The 26,930-nt window shown below is 70.4% G+C and carries 27 protein-coding genes; 12 read left to right on the forward strand and 15 right to left on the reverse strand.

Features of this window, described 5'->3' with window-relative positions; genetic code table 11:
• Window positions 1-9: 9 nt before the first annotated feature.
• Window positions 10-732 (reverse strand): CPBP family intramembrane glutamic endopeptidase, encoded by a 723-nt coding sequence (locus C1N74_RS00220; protein ID WP_071918813.1) that lies wholly within the window; start codon window positions 730-732, stop codon window positions 10-12.
• A 64-nt stretch (window positions 733-796) separates the two neighbouring features.
• Between C1N74_RS00220 and C1N74_RS00225 the strand changes: the two genes are divergently transcribed.
• Window positions 797-1,387 (forward strand): TetR/AcrR family transcriptional regulator, encoded by a 591-nt coding sequence (locus C1N74_RS00225; protein ID WP_137749716.1) that lies wholly within the window; start codon window positions 797-799, stop codon window positions 1,385-1,387.
• 265 nt (window positions 1,388-1,652) lie between these two features.
• Here the strand turns inward: C1N74_RS00225 and C1N74_RS00230 are convergent, their stop codons facing one another.
• Window positions 1,653-2,912 carry an MFS transporter gene (locus C1N74_RS00230; protein WP_258317952.1) on the reverse strand — a complete coding sequence of 420 codons (1,260 nt, stop codon included), beginning with the start codon at window positions 2,910-2,912 and terminating at the stop codon, window positions 1,653-1,655.
• 56 nt (window positions 2,913-2,968) lie between these two features.
• Here C1N74_RS00230 and C1N74_RS00235 point away from each other — a divergent pair, with 56 nt between their 5' ends.
• The 7 genes from C1N74_RS00235 to mnhG all read left to right on the forward strand — a co-directional run bounded on the left by C1N74_RS00235 (window position 2,969) and on the right by mnhG (window position 10,274).
• The gene (locus C1N74_RS00235) at window positions 2,969-4,027 is read left to right on the forward strand and encodes a LacI family DNA-binding transcriptional regulator (protein WP_023953377.1); all 1,059 of its coding nucleotides are present in this window, start codon (window positions 2,969-2,971) and stop codon (window positions 4,025-4,027) included.
• Window positions 4,028-4,099: 72 nt separating this feature from the next.
• Window positions 4,100-7,012 carry a Na+/H+ antiporter subunit A gene (locus C1N74_RS00240; RefSeq protein ID WP_023953376.1) on the forward strand — a complete coding sequence of 971 codons (2,913 nt, stop codon included), beginning with the start codon at window positions 4,100-4,102 and terminating at the stop codon, window positions 7,010-7,012.
• The gene (locus C1N74_RS00245; RefSeq protein WP_023953374.1) at window positions 7,009-7,530 is read left to right on the forward strand and encodes a Na(+)/H(+) antiporter subunit C; all 522 of its coding nucleotides are present in this window, start codon (window positions 7,009-7,011) and stop codon (window positions 7,528-7,530) included. Before C1N74_RS00240 ends, C1N74_RS00245 begins: the two co-directional genes overlap by 4 nt.
• Entirely contained in the window at window positions 7,527-9,092 is a 1,566-nt protein-coding gene (locus C1N74_RS00250; RefSeq protein WP_023953372.1) for a Na+/H+ antiporter subunit D, read from the forward strand. The genes C1N74_RS00245 and C1N74_RS00250 overlap by 4 nt, the downstream gene beginning before the upstream one ends.
• 2 nt (window positions 9,093-9,094) lie before the next feature.
• On the forward strand, window positions 9,095-9,658 hold the full coding sequence (locus C1N74_RS00255; protein WP_052007652.1) for a Na+/H+ antiporter subunit E: 564 nt from the start codon (window positions 9,095-9,097) through the stop codon (window positions 9,656-9,658).
• Window positions 9,655-9,927 carry a monovalent cation/H+ antiporter complex subunit F gene (locus tag C1N74_RS00260; RefSeq protein ID WP_023953368.1) on the forward strand — a complete coding sequence of 91 codons (273 nt, stop codon included), beginning with the start codon at window positions 9,655-9,657 and terminating at the stop codon, window positions 9,925-9,927. The genes C1N74_RS00255 and C1N74_RS00260 overlap by 4 nt, the downstream gene beginning before the upstream one ends.
• Window positions 9,924-10,274: a monovalent cation/H(+) antiporter subunit G gene (gene mnhG, locus C1N74_RS00265; protein WP_023953366.1), complete on the forward strand. Its 351-nt coding sequence runs from the start codon at window positions 9,924-9,926 to the stop codon at window positions 10,272-10,274. The genes C1N74_RS00260 and mnhG overlap by 4 nt, the downstream gene beginning before the upstream one ends.
• Before the next feature lie 14 nt (window positions 10,275-10,288).
• Here mnhG and C1N74_RS00270 read toward each other — a convergent pair whose 3' ends face one another.
• Window positions 10,289-10,873, reverse strand: a complete 585-nt coding sequence (locus C1N74_RS00270) for a TetR/AcrR family transcriptional regulator (protein ID WP_023953364.1) — start codon at window positions 10,871-10,873, stop codon at window positions 10,289-10,291.
• Window positions 10,874-10,880: 7 nt separating this feature from the next.
• Window positions 10,881-11,420 (reverse strand): hypothetical protein, encoded by a 540-nt coding sequence (locus tag C1N74_RS00275; protein ID WP_023953362.1) that lies wholly within the window; start codon window positions 11,418-11,420, stop codon window positions 10,881-10,883.
• Window positions 11,421-11,527: 107 nt separating this feature from the next.
• Between C1N74_RS00275 and C1N74_RS00280 the strand changes: the two genes are divergently transcribed.
• On the forward strand, window positions 11,528-12,826 hold the full coding sequence (locus C1N74_RS00280) for a PP2C family protein-serine/threonine phosphatase (protein WP_023953360.1): 1,299 nt from the start codon (window positions 11,528-11,530) through the stop codon (window positions 12,824-12,826).
• A 15-nt stretch (window positions 12,827-12,841) separates the two neighbouring features.
• Here the strand turns inward: C1N74_RS00280 and C1N74_RS00285 are convergent, their stop codons facing one another.
• Window positions 12,842-13,855, reverse strand: a complete 1,014-nt coding sequence (locus tag C1N74_RS00285) for a glycoside hydrolase family 6 protein (protein WP_137749718.1) — start codon at window positions 13,853-13,855, stop codon at window positions 12,842-12,844.
• Between the two features lie 55 nt (window positions 13,856-13,910).
• The gene (locus tag C1N74_RS00290) at window positions 13,911-14,624 is read right to left on the reverse strand and encodes an alpha/beta fold hydrolase (protein WP_137749719.1); all 714 of its coding nucleotides are present in this window, start codon (window positions 14,622-14,624) and stop codon (window positions 13,911-13,913) included.
• A gap of 30 nt (window positions 14,625-14,654) precedes the next feature.
• Here C1N74_RS00290 and C1N74_RS00295 point away from each other — a divergent pair, with 30 nt between their 5' ends.
• Window positions 14,655-15,356, forward strand: coding sequence for a YafY family protein (locus C1N74_RS00295; RefSeq protein ID WP_137749720.1), 702 nt, complete (start codon window positions 14,655-14,657; stop codon window positions 15,354-15,356).
• Here the strand turns inward: C1N74_RS00295 and C1N74_RS00300 are convergent.
• On the reverse strand, window positions 15,342-16,010 hold the full coding sequence (locus C1N74_RS00300; RefSeq protein ID WP_052007649.1) for a GntR family transcriptional regulator: 669 nt from the start codon (window positions 16,008-16,010) through the stop codon (window positions 15,342-15,344). The two genes, C1N74_RS00295 and C1N74_RS00300, sit on opposite strands and share 15 nt — an antisense overlap.
• A gap of 110 nt (window positions 16,011-16,120) precedes the next feature.
• Here C1N74_RS00300 and C1N74_RS00305 point away from each other — a divergent pair, with 110 nt between their 5' ends.
• Window positions 16,121-17,269, forward strand: a complete 1,149-nt coding sequence (locus C1N74_RS00305; protein ID WP_071918804.1) for a mandelate racemase/muconate lactonizing enzyme family protein — start codon at window positions 16,121-16,123, stop codon at window positions 17,267-17,269.
• A gap of 10 nt (window positions 17,270-17,279) precedes the next feature.
• Here the strand turns inward: C1N74_RS00305 and C1N74_RS00310 are convergent, their stop codons facing one another.
• From C1N74_RS00310 to C1N74_RS00345, 8 genes are all read right to left on the reverse strand, one after another.
• The gene (locus tag C1N74_RS00310) at window positions 17,280-17,945 is read right to left on the reverse strand and encodes an HAD family phosphatase (RefSeq protein WP_181405563.1); all 666 of its coding nucleotides are present in this window, start codon (window positions 17,943-17,945) and stop codon (window positions 17,280-17,282) included.
• Window positions 17,946-18,006: 61 nt separating this feature from the next.
• Entirely contained in the window at window positions 18,007-19,950 is a 1,944-nt protein-coding gene (locus C1N74_RS00315) for a YhgE/Pip domain-containing protein (RefSeq protein ID WP_137749722.1), read from the reverse strand.
• Window positions 19,947-20,612: a hypothetical protein gene (locus tag C1N74_RS00320; RefSeq protein WP_071918801.1), complete on the reverse strand. Its 666-nt coding sequence runs from the start codon at window positions 20,610-20,612 to the stop codon at window positions 19,947-19,949. Before C1N74_RS00320 ends, C1N74_RS00315 begins: the two co-directional genes overlap by 4 nt.
• Window positions 20,612-21,250, reverse strand: coding sequence for a TetR/AcrR family transcriptional regulator (locus tag C1N74_RS00325; RefSeq protein ID WP_023953343.1), 639 nt, complete (start codon window positions 21,248-21,250; stop codon window positions 20,612-20,614). Before C1N74_RS00325 ends, C1N74_RS00320 begins: the two co-directional genes overlap by 1 nt.
• Before the next feature lie 63 nt (window positions 21,251-21,313).
• Window positions 21,314-22,747, reverse strand: coding sequence for an argininosuccinate synthase (gene argG, locus C1N74_RS00330; protein ID WP_023953341.1), 1,434 nt, complete (start codon window positions 22,745-22,747; stop codon window positions 21,314-21,316).
• Window positions 22,748-22,771: 24 nt separating this feature from the next.
• Window positions 22,772-23,614, reverse strand: coding sequence for a MetQ/NlpA family ABC transporter substrate-binding protein (locus C1N74_RS00335; protein WP_064955259.1), 843 nt, complete (start codon window positions 23,612-23,614; stop codon window positions 22,772-22,774).
• An 83-nt stretch (window positions 23,615-23,697) separates the two neighbouring features.
• Entirely contained in the window at window positions 23,698-24,441 is a 744-nt protein-coding gene (locus tag C1N74_RS00340) for a methionine ABC transporter permease (RefSeq protein ID WP_023953337.1), read from the reverse strand.
• Window positions 24,438-25,424 carry a methionine ABC transporter ATP-binding protein gene (locus tag C1N74_RS00345; protein WP_137749723.1) on the reverse strand — a complete coding sequence of 329 codons (987 nt, stop codon included), beginning with the start codon at window positions 25,422-25,424 and terminating at the stop codon, window positions 24,438-24,440. Before C1N74_RS00345 ends, C1N74_RS00340 begins: the two co-directional genes overlap by 4 nt.
• Before the next feature lie 279 nt (window positions 25,425-25,703).
• Here C1N74_RS00345 and C1N74_RS00350 point away from each other — a divergent pair, with 279 nt between their 5' ends.
• Complete coding sequence (locus tag C1N74_RS00350; protein ID WP_137749724.1) at window positions 25,704-26,912, forward strand: MFS transporter; 1,209 nt, start codon at window positions 25,704-25,706, stop codon at window positions 26,910-26,912.
• The last annotated feature ends 18 nt before the right edge of the window (window positions 26,913-26,930 follow it).

A 26,930-nucleotide genomic window follows, 5' to 3' on the forward strand; every position in this document is an offset into this window, starting at 1 on the left:
CCCGCGTGTTCAGCCGATATGCGCAGCGACGGTCGGGATGAGGATGGGTGCGTTCACGGCTGCGTGGAGCACCATGCAGGCGACGAGGTTGCGGCGCCAGAGGTACAGCACGTAGATCGCCACGGTTCCGCTCGCGTGGTAGAGCAGCCACTCGGGTCCGAAGGTGAACAGATGTGGCACGACGAAGAACGGAAGCGTCGTGGCGACCGCGACCCAGCGTCGCCGGGTGAGCTGGGTGAGCCGTTCGAGCGGGTAGCCGCGGAACAGGATCTCTTCGCAGATCGCGGCGCTCAGGATCATCGCGACGACGGTCAGGATCGGGAGCGCCGCGATGGTGGCGGAGCCGGTGTCGGGTGCGTTCTGCGGACGGATGAGCTGCGCGAGCCAGCTCCAGGCCATGGCGCCACCGAAGAGGATGAGCGCCCACTCGAGGTCTTTGCCGGTCGGCCGCACGATGCGCAGAGACGACAGCCCGCGCCGCTCGACACCGAACACCCACGCGAGGACGAGCGCCGTCGCGAGCCAGTTCCAGAAGATCGAGGCCGCCGGTCCCGCGAGCCCGATCGCCGCGAGCGGGAGACGTGGGTCGGCTCCCGCGGCGCGAAGCACCTCCGGTAGCCACATCGGTGACCACGCGAGACCGATGCCCACGAGCGCGGTGACCCACGCGCGTGCCCGGGTGCGCGGGCGCTGCGATTGCGGTGCCGCGACGGGGTTCGATTCAGGTTCCACGAAAGTAGATTAGCCGCTCTAGAGTGGGCACTCTATTAACGATCAGCGGGTTATCGTGGCTCCCGTGCCACGCCGACGCGATCCAGAACGCTTCGAAGAGCGACGTTCGGCGATCTTGGATGCCGCGGCGGCCGAGTTCGCCGCATCCGGATACGCGGCCGCCACCACTGCGTCGATCCACCGTCGCGCGGGCGTGTCGTCGGGCACGCTGTTCCACTACTTCCCGACGAAGCTCGACCTCCTGGTCGGAGTGCTCGAGGCCGGGCGCTCCGAGACGGAACGGGCGCTGGCCGAGATCACTGAGCGGGCAGCGGGTATGGATGCCGTTCTGGCCTATGCCGCGCACCTCGAGGCGGAGCTCGCCGCCGAGTTGTACCCCGGGCTCGTCCGGGCGATCGGCGACGTCGAACGGCTCGAGCCCGTCCGCGAAGCGCTCGCCGCCGAGACCGCGGCGATCGACGACTTCCTCGCGCAGCACCTCGCGCAGGCTCTCGATGCAGACCCGACGTCGTGCGCCGGCCGGGCTCGCGCGATCCGCTGGGTTCTCGACGGTGCCGCAGCCGACGCGGTCGCAGCGCCGGTCCCCACCGGGTTGCTTGTCGACGCGATGCGCGCCCTGCTTCGCGGCATGGGGGTGCCGCTGCCGCGGTTCTGAGCTACCGCGCCGGCATCTGCCGGTTGTCCCGTCGTCAGGCTCACCTGCCGTTGAAGCCCCGCGGGCCGTCAGCGAGCACGGTTGAGCCTGTTGACCGGACGGGACCGGCTCGGCTCACACGACCCCGACTCGTCCGCCAGGCCATCTGCCCCCGCCCGCTTCACCGCTCCGCCGAGGTCCCAGTTGGGCGGGGAATGGTGGCGGGATACCCGGCCCAACTGGGACCTCGCGGCGCGGTGACGCGGCGCGGACCTCGCGCGACGGGTCAGTGGCGCCCGGCGCCGACCTTGGCCCCGGGCAGCGGCTTCGCGGCGGACGAGGCGAGACCGGATGCCGCAACGAGCACCACCAGGATGAACAGCGTCGGCAGCAGGCCGATGTGGTCGCTGATGAAGCCGAGGACCGGCGGCCCGCACAGGAACGCGACGTAGCCGATCGTCGCGGCGGCACTGACGCGCGCGGCCGCGCGGGCGGGGTCGTCGGCGGCGGCCGACATCCCGAGCGGGAAGCCGAGCGACGCCCCGATGCCCCACAGCGCCGCGCCGACGAAGACGAGCGGCAGGTTCGGGGCGAGGATGAACAGCAGGATGCCGGCTGTCGCGGCGACGGCGAGCACGCGCAGCGTCGCGACGCGGCCGAAGCGGTCGACGAGGGGTCCGCCGAAGACGCGCACCACGGTCATCGACACGCTGAAGACGGTGAGGGCCGCAGCGCCGATGGCGGCGGTTCCGCCCTCGTGCTCGACCACGCCGAGCGCGAGCCAGTCGTTCGCACCGCCTTCGGCGAAGGCCATGCCGAGCATGATGATGCCGAGCGTGTAGGTCCGCGGCTCGCGCCAGGCCGAAAGCGACACGGCAAGGCGCTGACGCCAGCCGGGCGCGGGACCGTCGGCGGGCGCCGCCTCGGGTGCCGCGGAATCGGCGGCGACGGCGTCGGTGACCGCCCGGCGGGGGACGTTCGCGATCGCGACGATCGCAAGCACCACGATGAGGGCGGCGATGGTGACGGCGTGGATCGCGACGCCGATCCGCAGGCCCGCGGCGATGGCGCCGAGCCCCGCGCCGATCACGGTTCCGAAGCTGAAGAAGGCGTGGAACAGGGGCAGGATCGTCTTGCCCGACTGCGTCTCGATGGCGGCACCGTCGACGTTCATCATGACGTCGAGGCATCCGTTGCCGAATCCGAACAGCGCGAGCCCGACGATGAGCATCGCGTACGAGTGGAAGAAACCGCTGCCGAGCCCGAGGATCGCGAGGCCGATCGACAGCGTGATCAGCACCCCGAACATGCCGGTGCGGGTGCCGAGCCGGGCGATGATGACGGAGCTCGCGGAGAGCCCGAGGATCGAGGCGATCCCCATCGCGAGCAACGCCAGTCCGATCTCGCGGTTCTCGATGCCGAGGTCTTCTTTGATCGTGGGAACGCGCGCCGCCCAGGTGGCGATGCTCAGGCCGCTCGCGGCGAAGATCGCGAAGACGGCGTTGCGCCAGCGCAGGTAGACGGAACGGGAGAGCACATCGGTCACCGGGTCAGCGTACCGAATCGATTCGACGTCGCACGACAGCCAGGTACGATCGGGGCGTGAATGCTCGTCGGCCCACCATCTCGGATGTCGCACACGCGGCCGGGGTCTCGCCGTCGACGGCATCCGTCGTCTTCAGTGGCAAGACGCCCGTGAGCGAGGCGACCCGGGCGAAGGTCCTCGCGGCCGCAGCCGAGCTCGGATACCTCGGGCCGGACCCGCGCGCGGCGTCGCTCCGACGCGGACGCAGCGGCATCATCGGCGTCGTCAGCGGAGGGCGACTCGGCAGCGTCTTCGGCGACCCCGTCATGCGCACGACGATGGATGCGCTCGCCGATGCGGTCGCTCCCATCGGTGCGGGCCTGCTGCTGCTGCGCGAAGGCAGCGTCGTCGCGGGCGAGCCGACCCTCATGACGGCTCCGATCGACGCCGCCGTGCTGATCGGATGCAGCGCGCTGCTGCGCGATCACCTCGCGAGCGTGCGCGCCCGCGGCATCCCGGTCGTCGTCATCGAGGGCGACGGGGGAGAGGGGGTGCCCCGCATCGCGCTCGACAACCGCGAGGCGCAGCGTCTGGCCGCCGAGCACGTCCGCGATCTCGGGCACACGAACGTCGTCGCGGTGACGATGCCGGTGCGGTGGGGGTCGGAGTCGGGCTGGCTGTCGCGTGACGACGAGAGCACCACCTCGGTCGACGTGGTGGCCGACCGGCTCGCCGGATTCCGCGACGTGTTCCCGGATGCCGCGGCCTACGCCGCTGTCGACAGCTCGATCGACGCCGGCGCCGCGGTCGGCCGCGCCCTGTTCGCGGGTGACGGCCCTCGGCCGACCGCGATCGTCGCGCAGAGCGACCTGCTCGCCGTCGGCGTGCTGCGCGCGGCGGAGGAAGCCGGACTGCGGGTGCCCGACGATGTCAGCATCACCGGCTTCGACGGCATCGTCGTCGACGGCCTGGCGCCCTACGAGCTGACCACTCTCGTGCAGCCCGCGTGGCAGAAGGGGCGCGCCGCCGGCGAGGCTGTCGCTGCGCTGCTCGGCGGCGACACGCCCGACTCGCAGTGGTTCACCAGTACGTTCCGCATCGGGAACACGACGGGGCCCGTCGCCGCCGAATCTTAGATCCCGGGGCGCAGGACCGTCATCCTGTCGGTAAGATGGATGACACGACCCCCCACGCCCAGAGGAGGCCTGTTGCTGATCTTCCTCGGTGCGTTCGCGGTTCTTCCGTTGGTTCTGCCGTGGTTGATCAAGCGGATCGGCGCCCGCGCATTCTTCGTCGCAGCCCTGCTGCCCATCGCCGCGTTCGTCGATGCGGCCCGCCGCGCTCCTGAGGTTCTGAGCGGTGGCATTCCGTTCGAGTCATACGCCTGGATCCCCCAGCTCGACATCGCGCTGTCGATGCGGATGGACACCCTCGCGTGGATCATGACGCTCATCGTCACGGGCGTCGGTGCGCTCGTGATGATCTACTGCCGCTGGTACTTCGACGGCAAGAAGGTCGGCGTCGGGCAGTTCGCCGCCGTGCTGCTGGCCTTCGCCGGTGCCATGTACGGCCTCGTCCTGACCGACGACATCGTCGTGCTGGTGATGTTCTGGGAGATCACGAGCGTCCTGTCGTATCTCCTGATCGGGTTCTACAACGCCCGCGGTGCGAGCCGGCGCGCGGCTCTGCAGGCTCTGCTCGTCACGACCCTCGGCGGGCTCGTGATGCTCATCGGCGTCGTCATGCTGGTCGTGCTGTACGGCACGACGAGCCTGAGCACGATCGTCGCGTCACCGGCCCCCGACGGCGCGCTGCTGAACGTCGCCATCGCGCTGACCCTCGTCGGCGCCCTGAGCAAGTCGGCGATCTTCCCCTTCCACTTCTGGCTTCCGGGCGCGATGGCCGCACCCACGCCGGTGAGCGCGTACCTGCACGCGGCCGCGATGGTGAAGGCGGGCATCTACTTGATCGCCCGCCTCGCCCCCGCTTTCGCCCACGAGGATCCGTGGCGCCCGATGGTCATCGGACTCGGCGTCTTCACGATGCTGCTCGGCGGATTGCAGGCGCTGCGCGAATCCGACCTCAAGCGCATCCTCGCCTTCGGCACCGTCAGCCAGCTCGGCATGCTGACGGTCGTGCTGGGCTACGGAGAGCGCAACTCCGCTCTCGCGGGTCTGGCCCTGCTCGTCGGTCACGCGCTCTTCAAGTCGTCGCTCTTCCTCGTGGTCGGCGTCATCGACCGGCAGCTGTCCACTCGCGACATCCGTGAGCTCTCCGGGGTGGGCCGGCAGGCGCCGACGCTCGCGGTCTTCTCGATCATCGCGATCGGTTCGATGGTGGGCCTCGCGCCCACCGTCGGCTTCGTCGCGAAAGAGGCGGCGCTCTCGTCGTTGCTCGAGGGAGGCACCGATCCCGAAGCCCTCGCGCCTCTCATCGGAATCGTGCTCGGGTCGCTCCTGACCACCGCCTACGGCGCCCGCTTCGTGTGGGGGGCGTTCTTCACGAAGAAGGATGCCGCGGGCGAGACTCTGCCCCGTACCGAGTGGCCCGACCCGCCCATCGGTTTCCTCGCGGCCCCGGTGCTGCTGAGCGGCCTGACCATCGTCGGCGGTGTCGCGGCACCCCTGCTCGACGTCGCATTCTCGGGTTACGCCGACACGATGCCCGAGGTGGCCGGCGCCGACGGCTACGAGTACCACCTGGCTCTGTGGCACGGTCTCGAGCCGGCGCTGTTCCTCTCGATCGGCAGCATCCTCGCCGGTCTGGTGCTGTTCTGGTTCGTCGGCCGGCGCGACGGCACGCAGCGTCGCTGGCTTCCCTTCACAGCGGTCGACGCCTACAACGGCACGGTCCGTGCGATCGTGCGGACCTCGGTCTGGACGACGTCGCTGACCCAGCGCGGGTCGCTCCCGGTCTACGTCGGAACGATCTTCGTCGTCTTCGTCGCGGCCGAGGGCACTGCACTCATCGCGCACGGAGGCTGGCAGGCAGACCTGGCCGCGTGGCACTCGCCGATGCAGGTCTTCGTCGCACCGATCATGATCATCGCGGGCATCATCGCGGTGCGCGCGCGGAAGCGTTACACGGGCGTCGTGCTCGTGTCGGTGACCGGGCTCGGCATGGTCGCGCTCTTCGCCTCGGCCGGTGCGCCCGATCTCGCCCTGACGCAGATCCTCGTCGAGACCGTGACGCTCATCGCCTTCGCGCTGGTGCTGCGCCGCATCCCGTCGCGGATGGGCGACCACAATGCCTCGGTCTGGCCGATCGGGCGCGCGCTGCTCGGAATCGGCGTCGGCGCGACGATGGCGCTCGTGGCGATCGTCGCGACCAGCGCCCGCGTCGCCGAGCCGATCTCGACCGCGTTCCCCGACCTCGCCTATGAGATCGGCCACGGCAAGAACGTCGTCAACGTGACCCTCGTCGACCTGCGCGGCTGGGACACGATGGGTGAGCTGTCGGTGCTCATCCTCGCGGCGACGGGCGTGGCCTCGCTCGTCTTCGTCACCCACCGTTCCGACACGCTCTCGCGGGCGATCTCGTCGCTGCCGACCGGCGCGCTCCGCACCCGGCGCCCGCTCGTCGAGACGGCGGAGGGCCCGCGTCCGCGTGCCGGCTCGGGCTCGTCTCGGCAGGCCTGGCTCGTGGGCGGGCAGAAGCTCCGGCCCGAGACGCGCTCGATCATGCTCGAGGTGATCGTCCGCATCCTGTTCCACACGATCATCGTCGTCTCACTCTACCTGCTGTTCGCCGGCCACAACCTGCCGGGCGGCGGCTTCGCCGGCGGACTCGTCGCGGGCATGGCGCTCGTCATGCGCTACGTCGCGGGCGGCCCGTACGAGCTCGGTGCGGCGGCTCCCGCGGATGCCGGGCGGCTGCTGGGCGTCGGGATGGCGCTCGCCGTCGGCACGGCGGTCGTCCCCCTCTTCTTCGGGGCACCAGCTCTCACCAGCACGTTCTGGGAAGCGGAACTGCCGGTCCTCGGCCACGTCGAGTTCGTCACCTCGACGATCTTCGACGTCGGCGTGTATCTCGTGGTGATCGGTCTCGTCCTCGACGTGCTCCGCTCGCTGGGCGCTGAAGTCGACCGCCAGCGCAAGGAGCGAGAGGAGCTCGCCCGATGAACGTCTCGCTGATCCTCATCATCGTCATGGGTGTCCTGTTCGCCGCCGGCGTCTACGCGATGCTCGAGCGCAGCCTGACGCGCGTGCTCATCGGGTTCCTGCTGCTCGGCAACGCGGCCAACCTGTTCCTCCTCGTCGTCATGGGGGCGCCCGGCGTCGCGCCGTTCTACGGCTCCGCCGACGACCCTTCGGAGTTCAGCGACCCGCTGCCGCAGGCCCTGACGCTCACGGCGATCGTCATCACCTTCGCGGTGTCGGCGTTCCTGCTGGCCCTGATCTACCGTTCCTGGCAGCTCGGTCAGGCCGACACGGTCGAGGACGACGAGGCCGACCTCGCCGTGCGTGATCGTGTCGCCGAAGACGACGAGGCGATGGAGCAGGAGATCACCGACGAGGACGACGACGCCACGACCGACTTCGTCGGCGATCAGACCTCGCCCATCACCGTGCTGCACTCGCGCGACTTCGACGCGCTGCGCGACGACGCGCCCACCGATCGCCCCGGAGGAGACCGATGAGCGCCCTGGTTCCCCTCCTCGTGACGCTGCCCCTGCTGGGGGCCGCGATCGCCCTCATCTTCGGTCGCCGCCGCCGCATCCAGGTCGGGGTCTCGATCGTCACGCTCACCGCGACGCTCGTGATCGCGGCGGTGCTCCTGAACGCCATCAACGCCACCGGCGTGCCGATCGCGGTCTCGGTCGGCGGCTGGCCGATCCCCTTCGGCATCGTGCTCTACGTCGACCGGCTGGCCGCGCTGCTGGTCGTCGTCTCGAGCGTCGTCCTGCTCGCGGTTCTGCTCTTCTCGGTCGGCCAGGGCGCCGCCGACGGTGACGACGAGACGCCGGTCTCGATCTTCCACCCGTCGTACCTCATCCTCTCGGCGGGCATCTTCAACGCCTTCATCGCGGGCGACCTGTTCAACCTGTACGTCGGGTTCGAGATCCTGCTCGTTGCGTCGTACGTGCTCATCACCCTCGGCTCGACCGAGTCGCGCATCCGCACGGGCGTCGTCTACATCGTCGTCTCGCTCGTGTCGTCGATCCTGTTCCTGTCGGCGATCGCGGCGATCTACGGCGCGCTCGGCACCGTCAACATGGTGCAGCTCTCGCAGCGGATGACGGAGCTGCCCCAGGAGACGCAGCTCGTCCTGCACCTGCTGCTGCTGCTCGCGTTCAGCATCAAGGCCGCCGTCTTCCCGCTGTCGTTCTGGCTGCCCGATTCGTATCCGACGGCCCCCGCTCCTGTCACCGCGGTGTTCGCGGGTCTGCTGACGAAGGTCGGCGTGTACGCGATCATCCGCACCGAGACGGAGATCTTCCAGGACAACGATGTCAATACGCTGCTGCTGATCGTGGCGCTGGCGACGATGATCGTCGGAGTGCTCGGCGCCGTGGCGCAGGCCGAGCTCAAACGCATCCTGTCGTTCACGCTGGTGAGCCATATCGGCTACATGATCTTCGGCCTCGCGATCGCGACGCCGGCGGCCGTCGGGGCCACGATCTACTACATCGTCCACCACATCGTCGTTCAGACGACCCTCTTCCTCGCGGTGGGGCTCGTGGAGCGACGCGCGGGGTCGACCTCCATCCTGAAGGTCAAGGGCCTCATGCGGGCCGCACCGCTGCTGGCCGTGCTCTACTTCATCCCGGCGATCAACCTCGGGGGGCTCCCGCCCTTCTCGGGCTTCATCGGCAAATACGCGCTCTTCGACGCGGCCGCCGACGAGGGCACCCCGCTGATGTACGTGCTGATCGTCGCGGGCATCATCACCTCGCTCCTCACCCTCTACGCCCTGATGCGCGCGTGGAACCTCTCGTTCTGGCGGGAGAAGGACGAGGTCGGCGAGGGTGAGAGCGAGACCGACTCGCGCATCGCCTACCTCGGGGATGCCGAGGGGGCCGACGTCCAGACCGAGAAGCGCGTCATCCCGCGCATCATGACGACCGCGACGGCCGGAATGGTCGCGGTGACCGTGGCGCTGACCGTCTTCGCCGGGCCTTTGTACGACCTGTGCGCCGCCATCGGAGAATCGCTCCTGCAGCCGGTCACGATCAGTCAGCTCGAGCAGGAGGTGCAGTGATGATGGGCGAGGCGAAGCGCAATGCCGCGACCGCGCTCTGGCGACAGCTGCCGTTCTTCGTCTGGCTGGTCGCGCTGTGGATGCTGCTGTGGGGTCAGTTCACCGTGCTCGCGGCGCTGACGGGGATCGTGGTGGCCCTCTTCGTGACGCGCGTATTCCGGCTGCCGCCGGTCGAGCTGTCGGGTCGGGTCAACATCTGGTGGGGCGTCGTCTTCTTCCTCGAGTTCCTCCTCTCGCTCGTCAAGGGATCGCTGCTGGTCGCCTGGCAGGTCATCGATCCGCGCCGTCAGCCGGGCGCTGCGATCATCGCTGTGCCGCTGCGCACCGACGACGACCTGATCATGACGCACGTCGCGGTGACGGCATCCCTCATCCCCGGCTCGCTGATCATCGACATCGACCGCGATCGCCGCATCCTGTACGTGCACGCCATCGGCATCCGCACGCAGGAGCAGCTCGAGCACCAGAGGCGTGAGATCCAGCACTGGGAGGAGCGCATCGTGCGTGCAGTCGGCTCGAAGGAGCAGGCGCACCAGCTCTCGGACCTGCGGAGGGAGCGCTCATGACCTGGCTCATCGTCGTCATCTCGGTCGTCTTCGCCGTCTCGGCGCTGCTCACGCTGTGGCGCATCATCGTCGGCCCGTCGATCCTCGACCGCGCCGTCGCCTCCGACGTGCTGCTGACGCTCGTCATCTGCGCGCTCGGCGCCGAGATGGCGATCAACCATCACACCCGCACCTTGCCCGTGCTGCTGATCGTCGCCGCGGTCGGCGTGTTCGGTTCGATCTCGATCGCGCGCTTCGTCGCGCGGAAGGACAACACGGACGCATCATGACCATCACCGACGTCATCGCCCTCGTGCTCGTCCTCATCGGGGCGCTGCTGTGCCTCACGGCGGCGATCGGCTTGCTGCGTTTCCGCGACGTGCCGACCCGCCTTCACGCCGCCACGAAGCCGCAGGTGCTCGGCTTCATCCTGATCTGCATCGCGGTCGGCGTCTCGCTGCACTCGTGGCCGGTCGTCGCCTTCCTCGTCCCCGTCGCGCTCATCCAGCTGGCGACGGCTCCTCTGTCGGCGCACATGGTGGGGCGGCAGGCATACCGGAACAAGACCCTCGACCGCGATTCGCTCTTCGTCGACGAGTTCGCCGACGCTCCGGCGCCGAGCGACACCCGCGACTGAGGCGCGAAGAAGCGCTAGCCGGCGAGCGAGTCGAGGTGGCGCGCGAGCACCTCATCGGCGTTGACGACAGTGTCGATCGACGAGGTCCAGATGAGGTGCAGCGCCAGCCCGTCGAGGAGCGCGTGCAGTCGCTCCGTCTCGAGGACCGGGTCGAGGTGAGACGCGAGCTCTCCCGCGGCCGCGAGCTCCTCCACGGCGGCGGCACAGACCCGATGGACGCCGTCGTGCAGGTCGCGGGCGTGGCCTCGTAAGCCGTCATCGGTGAGTGCGAGCCGGGTCAGTTGGAGCTGAACCAGCAGCTCGGTACGCCGGGAATCGTCGAGCGGCAGCAGCTCACGCATCCAGCGCATCGCGCGTTCGCGGCCCTGGCCGGTCACGGCGAGCAGGCGGGTCGTGACGTCCTGTTGCAGTCGCTCCAAGCAGAATCGGCGCAGCTCATCCTGCGTGGAGAACGCGCGACGAAGGGATGCGGTCGCGATCCCCGCCTCGTCCGCCACCCGCCGTACCGACAGTGCCGCGACCCCGTCGCGGGCGAGCACTCGGAACGCGGCCGCAGCGATCTCGTCGTTGCGGTGGTCGTGGTCGATCAGGCGGGGCATGCCAACATCATCCCGCAGCGACGGGAGCCCGCTTGGGCCAGAGGGAGTAGCTGATCGCCCAGAGCAGGTCGATCCCGACGATCACCCCGAGAATGGGGAAGAACCCGAGCAGCTCCGAGGTGCGGTCCGCGTCGCCGACGACGACGATGAGCCCGCCCAGGATCGAGGCAGCGATCGCCGCCGCGAGCAGTGTGCGCGGGACGTCCTTCCAGCAGGCGACGGCATACGCCGCGCCGTACAGCGCGGGGCGTGGGGCGGCGCCCCGGAAATGTGTGGCGACCTTCGCGTCGGCCCAGGCGATCATCCGGTGCCCGTACGCGACGGAGATGCCGATGTAGAGCGCGGCGAGGCCGTGGTGCCAGGAGGCCGTCCCGCCGCCGATCAGGTCCGCTGCGACGAGCAGGAGCAGGAGCAGGTCGATCAGCGGCGCTGCGAGGAGCAGCATCGCACCGAGTCGGGGGCGGTTGAGGGCGTAGCGGGCGACGAGGCCGGCGACGATCGCGACCCAGAACCCCACCTCGCAGGCGATGATCGCGGCCAGAATCATGATCGAGTCCTCTCGAGTCGACGAATGCGCCGATGTTAGCACGCGTGTGCTATCAAAAGGCATGGCTCCGCGACCCGAAGCGGGCGGGAGTCGTATTGACTGGAGGCATGACGCACGCCCCGCCTGACACCCGGGTCTCCCCGGCGGAGACGACGCCCGTGGTCGTGGCGACAGGACACCGATCATGGGAGAACCTCGCGCGGCAGGCGATCGTCGCCACCGTCGTCGTCGGAGCGGCCATCGCGAGTGCGGCCGTGCCCTGGCTCCCCGTGACGGACGCGACGAGGATGTGGCAGGGAGCCGCTCTCGCGGTGGTGCTGCTGGTCCTGGGCGCTCTGATGGCGCGGTGGCCGGTGCTGCGGCGCGCGGAGCTGATCATCCCGATCGGCGACTTCGTCGCGATCGGCTTGCTGCGCTTCGGCACGGGCGACACGCAGTCCGTGTTCCTTGCGATCGTCGTGCTCCCGGTGATCTGGATCGCCGCCGGGCCCGGGCGCTGGCGCATCCTCGTCCCCCTCGTCGGCGTCTGCGTCACGCTGCTGCTGCCGCTCGTGCTGGCGCCCGGCCAGGTACTCACGGTGAGCGAGTTCGTCCGGCTGATCATCGCCGTGCTCGTCTACGCGGCAGCGGGCGCCGTCGTGAACGAGCTGTCGCGCCGCTCGCTGCAGAAGCTCACGGCGTCGCAATGGCACCGGCGCCTGGCCGAGGCCGAGGTTTCGCAGGCCGCCGTGGTGCAGCGGTCGTTGCAGCCGGTCGACGGCTCGGACCTCCCGCCGCGCTTCCGCGTCGCGGGGGTCTGCGTGCCGGCCCGGACGGTCGGCGGCGATTTCTACGACTGGTACGCCACGCCCGACGGCGGCACAGCCTTCACTCTCGGCGACGTCATGGGCAAGGGTGTCGGCCCCGGGATGATCGCCGCAGCCGTCCGCACGGTCATCCGCAGCAACGTCGACGATCCCGACCCCGCCGCGGCTCTGCGGCGCGCCGCCGTCGGCCTGAACACGGGTCCCACCGACACGATCGGCACCCAGTTCACGACGTGCTTCCACGCGCGGATCAGCCCGGATGGGATGCTGCGCTGGGCCGATGCCGGGCATGGCCTCACGATCGTCCGGAGCGCCGACGGCACGAGCTTCTTCCTGCGTTCGGGACAGCTCCCCATCGGTGTCGGCACCGGCTGGACCAGTGACGAGGTCGCACTGCGGCCCGGTGACAGTGTCATCAGCGTCAGCGACGGCGTCCTCGACCTCTTCGGCGGATCGCTCGACTCGATCGACCGCTACCGCGACTTCGTCACCGGTCGGGACGACATCGACGCCGTCGTCAGCGAACTCGCCGCTCGTGCCGCACAGAGCGAGCAGGAGGACGACGTCACGGTGATCGCGGTCACCTGGGGCATCGCCTGAGCTTGCCGACGGCGCTCAGAACGCGCGGTTGCGCACCAGCTCGAGGGCGGCCTGCTCGTACCAGCTGCCCGCGGCGGGCCCGCCGTTGCAGGTCCCGTCGCTCTCTCCGGGACGCTTGACCCAGAGCAGGGCGTCGAGCCCGGAGCCGTCCGTGCCGATGCTCGGCGGGGTACCGAGGCCCACCCCGGTCGGGTTGCACCACGTTCCCTGCCATCCGCGGCCGTTGCGCGAGGTGTCGATGACGTACCGCGGGGCACCGCCCAGAAGGGCGCGCAGGCGCTCCGCGTAGCGCTGCTCGTCGGCCGTCGGCGAGAAGTTCGACACGTTGGTGGAGAACCCCCGGCCCTCGAGCACCCCGGCGTCGCGCAACCGCTGGGCCATCGTCTCGGGCGGCACCCAGTTCGCGTTTCCCGCGTCGACGTACGCGGCGACGCCGGCCGCGGTGAGGGCACGGACGGCGTCGCCGATCAGCGTCGCCCGCGGACCCTGGCCCTCGCAGTCGCCGAGCATCGCCAGGGCGTCGGGCTCGACGATGACGGCGGATGCCGTGCCGCGCAGCGTCTGCGCGATGAGCCGTGCCCACGCGCCGTAGCGGTCGACCGGGAGCCCGCCCTGCGAGTAGGCGGAGCAGTCGCGGGCGGGGATCGCGTACATGACGAACGTCGCGACCTTGTTCTGCGCCGCCGCCGCCGCGGTCTCCGCCTGGAGCACCCGTACGAGCTCGGCGTCGCTGTACCACTCCCCGAGCCAGGTCGCGGTGGGCCGGCTCGCGATCACCTCGAAAGCGTCGGCCTCGGCCGTCCGGCCCTGAGCTCGCGCGTCCGACACCGCTTGGGCCGCGGCCGAATACGTCGGCAGCGCGGCTCCGCGCGCGAGTGGGTTCGGGCCGGAGCTCGCGCCGGCCGACGGGCCCGCGCCCCGCCGGGTCTGCTCGTGGGCGCTCGCCGGCGCGGCGTGGGCGATCCCGACGGTCACCGCGAGAGCGAGCACCGCCGTGATGGCCGAGAAGATCCGCAGAACGCTTCGCATGATCGACCACCCTCCAAGAACGATGTCCCGAGACTATCGGGATGCCGCGCGCTCGTCAGCGGCCCCGCGCGACCTCCGCCCGGATGATGTCGGCGAGCTCGCGCGGCCTGCTCCACATCGGCCAGTGGCCCGTGGGCAGGTCGACGACGTCGACGTGCCGAAGCCGCGTGACCTCGGCGAACATGGGATGACCGCTCTCGGCCATCCGAATGACCTGCGCGCCCGAGATCGAGCAGCACACCAGCGTGGTCGGCACGGCATGGCGCGCATCGTTCGTGAGGCGCACCGGTTCGCGCACCACCGGCGCGGGCTCGGCCATGGCGCGGTCGCGGAAGCGGTCGAGGTGGTCGGCGTCGAGCCCTGCGAGGCTCGCCTGCTGCCCGAGTTCGTCGAAGGGGGGCAGGGGAAGTTCGGAGACGGTCTCGGGCAGTCCTGGCGCGAACGCGGAGCCGCTCGCCATCGGGCCGGAATCGACCCATACGATGCGCCGGACGAGTTCGGGATGCCGGTCGACGACGATGCTCACCGGCCCGTTGGCGCCGCTGTGGGCGACGACGACCGCCGGGTCGGCGGGTGACGCACCGAGCGAGTCCAGCGTCTCGAGAATCGCGTCGACCTGGTCTTCGAGTGTGCGCGTCGCGTGCGCGGGGTCGTCGCCATCGAGGCCCGGCAGGGTGAGCGCCTTCGTTCGAGCATCGGCGGGGGAGAGGTGAGCTGATCGGTCATGACACCAGCATCCGCCGGGTGTTGGACAGCAGTGTGTCATCATCTATGTCATGAATTCATCGCGATTCCGACGATGAAGCGCGCGGAGCGCTTGCACGCCCTGTCCGAGACACTGCGCCGCAGCGGGGCGCGCGGTGTGTCGGCCGAGCGTCTGGCGCAGGAGTTCGAGGTGTCGGTTCGGACGGTCAAGCGTGATCTCGATGCACTCGAACGCAGCGGTGCGCCGATCTGGTCGCGGCCCGGCCCGGGCGGTGGCTACGGGCTCGCCGCCGGGTCCTCCCTCCCGCCGATCAGCCTGTCGCCGTCTCAGGCGGTGGCGCTCATGGCCGCGGTCGCGGCCGCGACGGACGCGCCGTACGCCGACCTCGCATCGGCTGCCGTGCGCAAGATCGTGGACGTGCTCGACCCTCGCACCCGGAAGCACGCGGCCGACCTCGCCGGACGGGTCTGGGTCGACGGCGCGCCCGGCGCCTCGCGTGCGGTCAGATCAGCCCTCGAACAGGCGATGGCCGAGCAGCGCGTCGTCCGCATCCGCTACACCGCCGACAGCGGCGCCACCACGACGCGCGACGTCGAGCCGGTGCTTTTCGCGTCGAATGGCGGCCGCTGGTACCTCATCGGATGGTGTCGCCTGCGCGACGGGATACGTTGGTTCGCGATGGATCGCGTCGAGCGGGCGCACGTGACGGCGGCGGAGTGCGAGGGGCACACCGTCGCCGAGGTCGGGCGGCCGCCGGAGCACGCGCGGCCCGTCGGCGGATCACGAACGGAGTGAGTCCGCGGGGTCGCCGAAGTGCGTGCGGATGTGCTCGCTGATGACGCGCCGGCCCTCGTCCTGGTCGCCCGCGCGCAGGGCGTCGAGCAGTGTTCGGTGCTGCGCCCCCACGGCGTGCGGGTCGCTGTAGAACGACGCATCGCGCCGGAAGTACGCGCGTACGCGGGGCTGGATCGTCCGCCAGATCTGCAGGCAGTGCTGCTGGCCGGACAGGATCACGATGGCCTCGTGGAACCGGGCGTCCTCGTCGGCGAGCCGACCCAGGTCGCCGGCCGACGCCGCATCGTCCATGCGCTCGATGATGGCTGCCAGTCCTGCGGCATCCTCATCCGTGCACGCCTCCATCGCCTTCGCGAAGGCGAAGCGCTCGAGGGCGAGGCGGACGGGAACGAGGACGTTCTCGATCTCCTCCTGCGAGACGCCGAGCACCTCGGTGCCGCGGTACGGGTAGGAGACCACGAGCCCCTCCTGCTCCAGCTGTCGGAGCGCCTCGCGGATCGGCGCACGACTGGTCCCGAGCTGACTCGCGAGCTCGAGCTCGGTGAGCTTGTGTCCGGGTTCGAGGTCCCCGGACGTGATGGCCTCTCGCAGCACGTCGGCGACCTGCTGGCGGCGAGAAGCGGTCGGGATCGGCGGAAGCGGAGAGGAGCTCACTCCGCCACCGTAGCAATCCGGTGGTCGTTGTCGACAATGACCGGAAGAGGCCGGTACGGTTATTGTCGACAATCGACAGCATGGATTCCGTGGTGAGGAAGGCGGATCAGATGAAGATCACCGAGATCAAGACGTGCGGGCTGCGCGGCGCGACCCCGGAGGGTGGGTGGACGCACGAGCACGGCCCCGACGACGTCATCCACACCCTTATCGCGGTGCACACCGACGAGGGCGTCATCGGCGTCGGCAGCTGCTACTCGAGCGAGGCGCTCGTCCGCGCCGCGCTCGAGCTCCTGACACCGCTGGTCGTCGGGGCAGACCCGCGCGAGCCCGAGCGGGTGAGTCAGACGCTGGCAGCCCATACCTTCTGGATGGGAAGAGGGGGCGCGGTCGCGCACGCCATCAGCGGGATCGACATCGCCCTGTGGGACATCCTGGGGCAGACGGCGGGACTTTCCGTGGGGATGCTGCTCGGGGGCGTCTACCGGTCGCGTGTACGACCGTATGCGTCGCTGCTGGTCGACGACCCTGCCCCGCTGCGCGACACGCTCCACGAGATCGCGGCCGACGGTTTCCACGCGTTCAAGATCGGGTGGGGCGGTTTCGGACGCCGCGACAGCCGATACGACGAGGATGTCGTCGCCGCGGCGCGCGACGCGATCGGGCCGGATGCCCTGCTCGCCGTCGACGCCGGCGGGTCGGATGGATTCTGGGCGGGCCGATCGGCGTGGGCGATCCGCACCTCGGCGATGCTCGCCGACTACGACGTCGCATGGTTCGAGGAGGCATTGGCGCCCGATGACATCGAGGGCTACACGGCTCTGCGTGCTCGAGCCGGCGTGCCCATCGCCGGCGGCGAGGTGCTGACGCGGCGCCAGGACTTCGCGAGATGCATGCGCGCCGGGGCCTTCGACATCGTGCAGCCCGACACGACGAAGAGCGGCGGGCTCAGCGAATCACGCCGTGTGGCCTGGCTGGCCGAGGAGTTCGGGGTGCAGCTCATCCCGCACGGGTGGAACACGGCGGTCGGGCTGAGCGCGGATCTGCATCTCGCGTCCGCTGTCGCCGGCACCGACCTCGTGGAGTACCGCACGGGCTCGGCCTACATCGACGGGCTGCTGGAGACGCCTCCCGAGCTCGACGCCGACGGCATGCTCGCCGTGCCCGAGGGGCCGGGCCTCGGCATCCGGCTCTCGCAGGAAGCCCTCGACCGATGGGGCACGCGGCCCGATCTGCTTCGGCCGAGCGTGAGCCGGTGAGCGCCGCGGGTCAGTGAACGACCGTGTCGAGGATGAGAGTGCGCATGCCCGCGCGCGAGGCGGCCAGCGCGCCGACGGCGCTGTCTTCGATCGCGAGACACCGGTCGGCTGGAGCCGCGACGAGCGACGCGGCTCGACGGTAGAGGTCGGGGTGAGGCTTGGGGCGGTCGCGTGGCGTCCATCCCACCAGCGTCACTCCCGCCAGCAGGGGCAGCGCGCAGGAGACGGTGTACTGCAGCCGTTCCTGCGCGCTGTTGCTGACGATCGCGACGGGAATGCTCGCGCGGACGAGCTCGCGGGCGAGGCGGTAGGTCGCCTCGATGGGCTGCAGGCTCTCCTCGAAGGCTGTGCGCAGGCGCCGCCAGTACTCGGCATAGACGACCTCGGTCGGGGGAAGCGCGGGATTCGTGGTCCGCAGCGCCTCGAGGCGCTGCTCGAAGCTGAGGCCCTCCGCGTCGGCTCCCGGGGCTGCCACCACGCCCAGGTCGCCGGCGAGAGCGCTCCAGACGCGGTGGCCGATGGGCTCGGAGTCGACGAGGGTGCCGTCGCAGTCGAACATCACCGCGTCGATGTCCTGTCGTCGGACGAGATCGATCACGGCAGTGCCGACGTCGTCGACGCGGGTCCGCTCGGGGGCCAGCGGGTCACGTGCTCCGTCGGCGTCCACGTCCACCATTCCGCCACTCCTCGCTCTCGTGTCGATTGTCGACATTCTAGCGGGACTGGCCCGGAGTGAATCAGCCGATGAGGCTCGGCTGCAGGTCGCGCAGCGTGCGACCGTGCGTCATCCGGGCCACGCCGACCGCGGCGAGCACGAGAGCGCCGGCCATCCACGCGAAGAGCACCGCGAGATCGAGACTGACCCGACTGAGGTCGCCCCCGTACATCCACTGGCGCATGCCGTCGACGACGTAACCCATCGGCAGAACATGGTGCAGGGCGGCGAGCGGTGCCGGCAGGGTCTGCCAGGGGAAGGTTCCGCCCGCCGTGACGAGCTGGAGGACCATCAGCACGAGGCCGATGAACTGACCGACCGACCCCAGCCACACGTTGAGCGCGAGGATGATCGCGGCGTACGTGAACGACGCCGTGATCAGCATCCCGAGCGTGCCGACGGGGCTCGAGAAGTTGAACCCGAGCGCGATAGAGAGCACCCCGAAGAGGACGATCATGCCGATCCCGCCCAGCATCGCGGGTGTCAGCCAGCCGGCGAGGGTCACGCGCAGGGGTGAGCGCAGCGCGGTCACGGCGCGGCGCGAGACCGGCTTGACGATGAGGAACAGGGCGTAGATGCCGATCCATCCGGCTAGGGCGGCGAAGAAGGGCGCGAGGCCCGCGCCGTAATCGCCGGCCTTCGCGAGGTTGCCGGAGTCGACCGCCACCGGGTCGGCGATCGTCTGCGCCTGCTGGTCGCGCAGCTCGGGAGTCGAATCGGGCAGCTGGGCCACGCCCGAGCTCAGCCCGTCACGCAGGGTGACGAGCCCGCCGTCGAGGGTTCCGAGGCCCGACGCCAGCTGCCGCGCGCCCTCGTCGAGCTGAGCGGCGCCGGTCGCGGCCTCGTCCGTCGCCGACGCGAGCTGGCCGGCACCCGACGACACGGATGCCGCACCGTCGGCGGCCTGTGCGGCGCCGCTCGCGAGCTGGGCGGCACCCGAACTGACCTGAGCGGCCCCCGCGGCGAGACGGTCGATCTGCCCCGTCGCCTCGTCGACGCGCGTCGCGCCCGACTGCAGGCGCTCGCCGATCGGATCGAGGCGCGCGAGGACCGCCGCGATCTGCCCCTCGTCGAGTCCCCCGTCGGCGAGCAGGGCGGCGATGTCCGTCCGCACCTGCGGGAGCTGCCCCGCAGCCTCATCGACGGCCGCGCGAACGCGATCGGCGTAGCCGGCGAGCTCGGCCGTGCCGTCGGAGACCTGGGCCGCGCCCGACGCCAGATCGGACGAGCCCTGAGCCAGGGTGCGGGTGCCGTCGGCGAGCTGCGACGCACCGTCGGCGAGCTGGTTCGCGCCGTCGCGCAGCTGCACGGCACCGCTCGAGAGCCGCCCGGTGCCGTCGGCGAGCTGGTTCGCGCCGTCGAGGGCCTGACCGGCACCGTCGACGAGCTGGTTCGCACCGTCGGTGGCGTTCTGCAGCTGCACGCGGATGTCGGCGATGCCGGTGAGCAGACGCGACGCGGCCTCGCGGCCGACGAGCTCGGCGACGGACGAGCGGATGCGTTCGACCGCCTGCGAGCCGATCGATGAAGCGAGGTAGTTGTTCGCGTCGTTGGTGGCGAGGACCAGCGTCGCCTGCCGGGGCGTATCGCCGGCGGCGCTCGTCAGAGCGAGCGAGAATTCCTCGGGAAGGGTGACGGAGAAGTCGACCTCGCCGGTGCGCAGCGCCTCCTGCGCCTCGGCGGCATCCATCTGCTTCCAGCCGAAATCCTTGCCCTCGACGAGCTTGTCGGCGACCTCCGACCCGTAGTTGACCGTGCCGTCGCCCTCGCTCGCGGGCGCACCCGCGTCGAGGTCGACCAGGGCCACCGGGATGTCGGCGAACTTGCCGTACGGGTCCTGGTTGGCCCACAGGTACAGGCCGCCATAGAGGACGGGAACGAGCATGAGCGCGATGAGGGCCACCACCGACATCCGGGTGGCCGTCAGCCGTCGCAGCTCGGCGCTGATCAGGGCGGGGATCTTCATCGGGAGGCCTTCGGACGGGTGCCGCGCAACCGGATGCCGCTGGGCACCAGGCGTCGATGCGGCGCGAGGGGATCGGTTTCAGTGAGGAGCGTCGCGGCGGCCTCGCCGGCGATGACGAGCACCGCGAGGCCACGTCCGGCGAATTCGCGCGCGAGCGTCCACCAGGCATGGGGATCGCCGCCGTGGCGGTCGGGCGAGACGAGCACGATGCCCTCGACGCCCGGGCGCAGGGCCGCGAGCTCGAGCAGCATCCGGATGCGATCGGTCGCGGGAACGTCGCCGATGGGAACGCGCGAATACGAGCGCAGGTCGTGCTCGTCGAGCCAGCGCCGAGCGGAGATCGGGTCGGCGAGCCGGCCCGCGAACATCAGCTCCTCGCCGACCATGCCGACCGTGGAGATGTTCGGTGGCGGATCGCTGACGTCGGGAGCGTCGATCAGTGCGGTCTTGTGCCGAAGGGTACGCGCCGCCCGGGCGCCGTCGAGCAGAACGGTGCCGCCGTCGGGCCGCATGCGTCCGCTCGCGATGAGGCCCAGGACCGTCGGGCGCTGCTCGGTCTCGGCGATCGCGAGGGTGGCGCGGCCGGTGCGGAACGACAGGCTCGTGGGCGGCAGAGCGAGATCTTTGCGGCCCTTCGCCACCTCGCGCAGTTCGACGCGCATCAGGACACCGTTCCGACCACGTCGGCGTGTGCGTCGATGATGGCGGCGGCGTCGCGCCACGAGAGCCCCGCGATCGACAGCACCGCTCGGACGACGAGCGAACGCGCCTCGGGCGACGAGGCGTCGAGGCGCACGATGACCGTTCGGGCGGTCTCTTCGATGAGGCGGGCGAGCGTCGGCGCCGCGACGTCCGTGCGGAGCGTGCCCTCGTCCTGACCGCGGCGCACGAGCGCCATCAGCGCTCGGCGGAGCGGGGCGAGGGCCGCGGCGGAGTCTTCGACGTGGCGCTCGTCGAGGGCGACGGCCGCCGCGACCTGCACGTGGGACGCCTCGCCCCAGAGCCGGCCCGTCAACCGGGCGAGGGCGACGGGGACGGGCTCGGTGTCGAGTCGCAGCGCGGGGTCGGTCGCGATGGCGTTGAACCGCTGCGCGCCCGAGGCCACGAGCTCGCGCACGAGGGCGTCACGGTCGTCGAAGTGGCCGTAGAGCGCGCGGCGGCTGAGCCCGGCGGCGCGGGCGATCGCGTCGACGGAAGCGCTCGGGTCGAGCGCGAGCGTGCGCGCGGCGGCGGAGAGCAGGCCGGCGCGGTTCGCGGCGGCATCCTTCCGCGGACGACGGGGGGAGACGGTGTCGGTCACCCGTCGATGATACGAACCTGCACATGCGTGTGCAAGTTACCTCGCTGCAGCGCGTGCTGCGGGTCAGTCGGCGCCGAAGTCGAACGACGCGGACTCGCCCGCGGCATCCACTCGCTCGGCCAGATCCTGGTCGGTCGGTTCGACGTTTCCGGTGATCTCGGCCGCACCGCCCCGCTCGAGGTCGCCGACGAGCTCGGCCGTCGGACCGCCGATGAGGCCGATGCCGGCGTAGTGCTCGAGGCGCGAGCGCGAGTCGGCGATGTCGAGGTTGCGCATGGTGAGCTGGCCGATGCGGTCGGTCGGACCGAAGGCCGAGTCGCCGACGCGCTCCATAGAGAGCTTCTCGGGCGAGTACGACAGGTTGCGGCTCTCGGTGTTCAGGATCGTGTAGTCCTCGCCGCGGCGCAGGCGCAGCGTCACGGTGCCGCTGATGGCGGAGCCCACCCAGCGCTGGATCGACTCGCGCAGCATGAATGACTGCGGCTCGAGCCAACGACCCTCGTACATCAGGCGGCCGAGGCGGCGACCCTGCTCGTGGTAGGTCGCGAGGGTGTCTTCGTTCAGGATGCCGTTGACGAGGCGCTCGTACGCGATGAACAGCAGCGCCATGCCCGGGGCCTCGTAGATGCCGCGGCTCTTGGCCTCGATGATGCGGTTCTCGATCTGGTCGCTCATGCCGAGGCCGTGGCGGCCACCGATCGCGTTCGCCTCCATCACGAGCTGCACGATGTCGGAGTACTCGACGCCGTTGACGGCGACGGGACGGCCGGCCTCGAACGTGACCGAGACGTCCTCGGTCTCGATCTCGACGGCCGGATCCCAGAAGCGCACACCCATGATCGGCTCGACGATCTCGAGCGAGACGTCGAGGTGCTCGAGGGTCTTCGCCTCGTGCGTCGCGCCCCAGATGTTGGCGTCGGTCGAGTAGGCCTTCTCGACCGAGTCGCGGTAGGGGAAGCCGTGCGCGACGAGCCACTCGCTCATCTCGGTTCGGCCGCCCAGCTCGGTGACGAAGTCGGCGTCGAGCCACGGCTTGTAGATGCGCAGCGCGGGGTTGGCGAGCAGGCCGTAGCGGTAGAACCGCTCGATGTCGTTGCCCTTGTAGGTGGAGCCGTCGCCCCAGATGTCGACGCCGTCCTCCTTCATGGCGCGCACGAGCATCGTTCCGGTGACGGCGCGGCCGATCGGCGTGGTGTTGAAGTAGGTGCGTCCGGCCGAGCGGATGTGGAAGGCACCGCACGACAGGGCGACGAGGCCCTCCTCGACCATCATCGGCTTGCAGTCGATCAGGCGCGAGCCCTCGGCGCCGTACTGCAGCGCGCGACCGGGGATCGACGCGATGTCGTCCTCGTCGTACTGACCGAGGTCGCCGGTGTAGGTGAAGGGGACGGCGCCCTTGTCGCGCATCCACGCGACCGCGACGGAGGTGTCGAGACCCCCCGAGAAGGCGATGCCGACGCGTTCGCCGACGGGCAGGGACTGGAGGACCTTCGACATGGGGACAATCCTACTGAGCAGGCGTCAGTCCTTCGTGACGGGGACGACGAGGCCGCCCCAGGTCTCGTTCTCGAAGTCGGCGACCTCGGTGGAGGTCAGCAGGTCGTAGAGCGCAACGATGCGGGGGTCGTCCTTCAGGTCGGGGCGCGTCGCGAGAACGTTGTAGTACGGGCTGCCCTCGCCCTCGGTGAGGATCGCCTGGTCGGCGGTGAGGCCTGCGGGCAGCGCGAAGCTGATCGTGACGAAGGCGGCGTCGACGTCGGGCACGGCCTGCGGCAGCGTCGCGTTCTCGATCTCCTGGAACCGGAAGTCGCGCGGGTTGTCGGTGATGCCGGTGAGGTCGGCGACGTCGTCGGAGACCTCGATCAGGCCCTCCTGCGCGAGCAGCTTCAGTGCTCGTCCCTCGTTCGTCGGGTCGTTCGGGATGGCGATCGTCGCGCCGTCCTCCAGGTCGTCGAGGCTGTCGACCTTGCTCGAGTAGAACGCGGCCGAGGGCAGGTAGGCCTCGCCGACGCTGATGAGGTCCGACCCGGTGTTGGTGTTGAAGTTCTCGAGGAAGGTCGAGTTCTGGAACAGGTTCGCGTCGATCGAGCCGTCGACGAGCGCCGTGTTGGGGGTGTTGTAGTCGGTGAAGGGGACGAACTCGATCGTCAGCCCGAGTTCGGCCGCGCCGTTCTCGGCGATGTGGTTGAGGATGTCGCCGGCCGGGGTCTGCAGGGCGCCGACCTTGAGCGTGCCGAGGCCGTCTCCGTCGGCGTCACCCGACTCGGACGCCGGCGAGCCGGCGCACCCGGCGAGCAGGAGCGCGGCCGAGGCGACGGCGGCGATGAGGAGCGGGGTGCGGGCGGTGCGAGCCGTGCGGGACATGAAGGGTTCCTCTCGGGATGACGGTGCGGTGCGGTGCGGTGCGGTGCGTGGGGTGCGGGTGCGGGTCGGGGACGGACGGGTGTTCAGGCGGCGCCGCGGGCATCGGCCCGCTGCATCCGTGCGCTCGGGGAGGCGGTGCGGCCGCGGGGCGAGCGGCGGGCGAGGCGCCGGGCGCCCCAGCTCGCGAGGCCCTGCAGCACCATGACGATCGCGAAGATCACGACGATGACGCTGACGATGTGAATCCAGCTGTACTGCTGGTAGCCGTACCGGATCGCGACGTCGCCGAGACCGCCGCCGGCGACGGTGCCGACCATCGCCGAGAAGTTGATGATCGAGGTGACGGTCGTCGAGAGGCCGAGCAGCATCGCGGGCGCGGCCTCGGGCAGCAGCACCTTCGTCACGAGCTGCCAGCGGCTCGCTCCCAGCGATGCGGCGACCTCGAGCAGGCCGTCATCCACTTCCTTGATCGCGATCTCGACCATGCGGGCGAAGAACGGGATGGCGACGACCGACAGGGGCACGATCGCCGCGGTCGGTCCGATGAAGGTGCCGACGATGAGCCGGGTGAAGGGGATCAGCGCAACCATCAGGATGATGAACGGCACCGAGCGGCCGAGGTTGACGATGAAGTCGAGCACGCGGTTGATGACGATGCCGACGCGGCGCGAGCCGAAGGGCGTCGCGAGAAAACGCCCCTGCTCCGTGCCGACGAGCACGACGCCGAGCGGCAGGCCGATGACGATCGTCGCCAGCAACGCGACGCCCACCATGTAGAGCGTCTGGCCCGTGGCGACCAGCAGCAGATTGAGCAGTTGCTCGTTCACGCGGCATCCCCTCCTCGCAGGACATCGACGATGAGACCCTGACTGCGCAGGTCGGCGATGACGGCGGCTGCCGCGGACGCGGGCACCTCGAGACGGGTGCGGCCGGCCTGCGTCCCTGCGATCTGCTCGACGAGAGCGCCGAGCAGCGACACGTCGACGTCGTGGTCGCGGGCGATGCGCGCGATGACGGGACGGTCGGCTGTGCCGCCCGCGAACGTGATGTCGATGACCGTCGCGCTCGGATCGACTCCCGCAGGAATCGGCCCCAGCGGGAAGAGCTGCGACGTGAGGCGCGAGCCCGGCGTGCGGATGACGTCGGTCAGGCGCCCGCTCTCGATGACGCGGCCGTGCTCGATGAGCGCCGCCGAGTCGCACGTCGACTTCACGACATCCATCTCGTGCGTGATGAGGAGCACGGTGAGTCCGAGCTCGGCGTTGATGCGCCGGTAGAGGTCGAGGATCGAGGTCGTGGTCTCGGGGTCGAGGGCGCTCGTCGCCTCGTCGGAGAGCAGCACGCTCGGGCCGCTCGCGAGGGCGCGGGCGATGCCGACGCGCTGCTGCTGTCCGCCCGACAGCTCGTGCACGGCGGCGTCGCCACGGTGACCGAGGCCGACGAGGTCGAGCATCTCCTGCGCGCGGTCGCGCCGCCGGGTCCGGGGGCTGCCGTCGAGTTCGAGGGCGAGCTCGACGTTGCCGCGCACGGAGCGGCTGCCGAGGAGGTTGAACCGCTGGAACACCATGCCGATGCGGCGCCGTGCCGCGCGCAGGCTGTTCGCGTCGAGGGCGGTCAGATCCACCCCGTCGACGACCACTCGGCCTGTATCCGGCCGCTCGATGAGGTTGACCATACGGGCGAGCGTGCTCTTGCCGGCGCCGGACTGGCCGACGATGCCGTAGATCTCCCCGGAGGGGATCTGCAGCGAGACGTCGTCGACGGCGGTCAAGCCGCCGTAGGTCTTCGATACGTGCTCGAGCGCGATCACGGTCGGGCCTTTCGGAGGTGTGCGCCGTCGGGTCGCCGGCGTCACCCCGAGTTTCCCGGTGTTCACGCGCCGCGCCGAATTCTCGTTACCCCAAATGTCGCCGTCGCTTGGCGACGCGCGAGCACGCACCGTCGCCGCGAGCGCGTACCCCGCAGGGTGCGTTCTCGCCGAGAGGGTGCGTTCCCGGCGGATGCCGCGTGCCCGGGCCGCGGCCAGACGGTCGGATGCCGCGGACGTTCGGTCGGGCGCACGTTCGGCCGAGGCGACAACATCGGAAGCATGACCTCGACCGCAGCCATCCCCCTCGCACACGAGAACGCCGCGCCCATGAGATACGGCGGACTCATCGTCGTCATGCTCATGGGGTTCCTCGTGGTCACCGCGGAGTTCCTGCCCAACGGCGTGCTGACCGAGATGGCCGCGGGCCTCGGGGTGACACCCGGTCAGGCGGGCCAGACGGTGACGATCACGGCGCTCGCCGGACTCATCGCGGCCCCGACGATCGGCCTCATCTTCCCGCGCCTCGATCGGCGCGCGCTGCTCGTGGGGGCCGCGGCGGCGGCATCCGTCTCGAGCATCGTCGTCGCGCTCTCACCGCACCTGGTCGCGATCCTCATCGCCCGCTTCTTCCTCGGCGCCTCGATCAGCGCGTTCTGGTCGATGTCGATCACGGTGGCCGCCCGGCTCGCCGGGCCGGAACGCATCGGCCGGGCGATGATGTTCACCTCGGCCGGGGTGTCGCTCGCAACCGTGGCCGGCGTGCCCCTCGGCGTCCTTCTCAGCGAGATGCTCGACTGGCGCATCGCGTTCGCCGTCGTCGGAGCCGCGACCGCTGCCGTCGCGCTCGCCGTGCGCCTCACCCTGCCCACGGTGCCGGCCGCGGCGGCATCCAGTCTGCGGCTGCTCGTCGACTCGCTCCGGCGCACCGGCGTCGCGGCGGGCATGGTCGGCCACGTGCTCGTCGTGCTAGGGCACTTCCTCGCGTACACCTACATTCGGCTGGCGCTGGAGCGGGTACCGGATGTCGGGGCCGAGACGATCGTGCTGCTGCTCGCGGTGTTCGGGGCGGGCGGGCTCGTCGGAAACCTCGTCATCGGACTGCTCGTCGACCGGGCGTTCCGCGTCCTCGCCGTCACGGCGCCGGTCGTCATCGCCGCGGCGCTCGCGCTTCTCGTGCTGCTGCCCGGATCGATCCCCGTCGTCGTCCTGGCGGTCTTCGCCTGGGGCTTCTTCTTCGCCTCGTGGCTCATCATCGTCAACACGTGGGTGGGACACCGGATGCCGGACCGGCTCGAGGCCGGTGGAAGCCTGACGGTCGTCGGGTTCCAGCTCGCGATCGTGCTCGCGGCCGGACTCGGCGGGCTGCTGGTCGATCTCGTCGGCGTCGTCGCGATCGACGTCGTCGCCGTTACCCTCCTCGCGGCCGGCGCGGTGCTGTTCGGTTGGGTCGTGCGGACGCACGAGGCCGACCGGATGCCGCGCCCCTGACGAGGCGCCCGGACGACC

This window comes from Microbacterium sp. SGAir0570, assembly GCF_005491085.2.
GTDB classification, from domain to species: domain Bacteria; phylum Actinomycetota; class Actinomycetes; order Actinomycetales; family Microbacteriaceae; genus Microbacterium; species Microbacterium arborescens.

Coding starts and splice junctions, on each gene's coding strand:
- C1N74_RS00285 (WP_137749718.1), bottom strand. CDS start 13,855: ATGCGAAGCGTTCTGCGGATCTTCTCGGCCATCACGGCGGTGCTCGCT.
- C1N74_RS00275 (WP_023953362.1), bottom strand. CDS start 11,420: ATGATTCTGGCCGCGATCATCGCCTGCGAGGTGGGGTTCTGGGTCGCG.
- C1N74_RS00295 (WP_137749720.1), top strand. CDS start 14,655: ATGAAGCGCGCGGAGCGCTTGCACGCCCTGTCCGAGACACTGCGCCGC.
- argG (WP_023953341.1), bottom strand. CDS start 22,747: ATGTCGAAGGTCCTCCAGTCCCTGCCCGTCGGCGAACGCGTCGGCATC.
- C1N74_RS00320 (WP_071918801.1), bottom strand. CDS start 20,612: ATGCGCGTCGAACTGCGCGAGGTGGCGAAGGGCCGCAAAGATCTCGCT.
- C1N74_RS00290 (WP_137749719.1), bottom strand. CDS start 14,624: ATGATGACACACTGCTGTCCAACACCCGGCGGATGCTGGTGTCATGAC.
- C1N74_RS00270 (WP_023953364.1), bottom strand. CDS start 10,873: ATGCCCCGCCTGATCGACCACGACCACCGCAACGACGAGATCGCTGCG.
- C1N74_RS00335 (WP_064955259.1), bottom strand. CDS start 23,614: ATGTCCCGCACGGCTCGCACCGCCCGCACCCCGCTCCTCATCGCCGCC.
- C1N74_RS00250 (WP_023953372.1), top strand. CDS start 7,527: ATGAGCGCCCTGGTTCCCCTCCTCGTGACGCTGCCCCTGCTGGGGGCC.
- mnhG (WP_023953366.1), top strand. CDS start 9,924: ATGACCATCACCGACGTCATCGCCCTCGTGCTCGTCCTCATCGGGGCG.
- C1N74_RS00280 (WP_023953360.1), top strand. CDS start 11,528: ATGACGCACGCCCCGCCTGACACCCGGGTCTCCCCGGCGGAGACGACG.
- C1N74_RS00260 (WP_023953368.1), top strand. CDS start 9,655: ATGACCTGGCTCATCGTCGTCATCTCGGTCGTCTTCGCCGTCTCGGCG.
- C1N74_RS00350 (WP_137749724.1), top strand. CDS start 25,704: ATGACCTCGACCGCAGCCATCCCCCTCGCACACGAGAACGCCGCGCCC.
- C1N74_RS00305 (WP_071918804.1), top strand. CDS start 16,121: ATGAAGATCACCGAGATCAAGACGTGCGGGCTGCGCGGCGCGACCCCG.
- C1N74_RS00245 (WP_023953374.1), top strand. CDS start 7,009: ATGAACGTCTCGCTGATCCTCATCATCGTCATGGGTGTCCTGTTCGCC.
- C1N74_RS00310 (WP_181405563.1), bottom strand. CDS start 17,945: ATGGTGGACGTGGACGCCGACGGAGCACGTGACCCGCTGGCCCCCGAG.
- C1N74_RS00255 (WP_052007652.1), top strand. CDS start 9,095: ATGGGCGAGGCGAAGCGCAATGCCGCGACCGCGCTCTGGCGACAGCTG.
- C1N74_RS00315 (WP_137749722.1), bottom strand. CDS start 19,950: ATGAAGATCCCCGCCCTGATCAGCGCCGAGCTGCGACGGCTGACGGCC.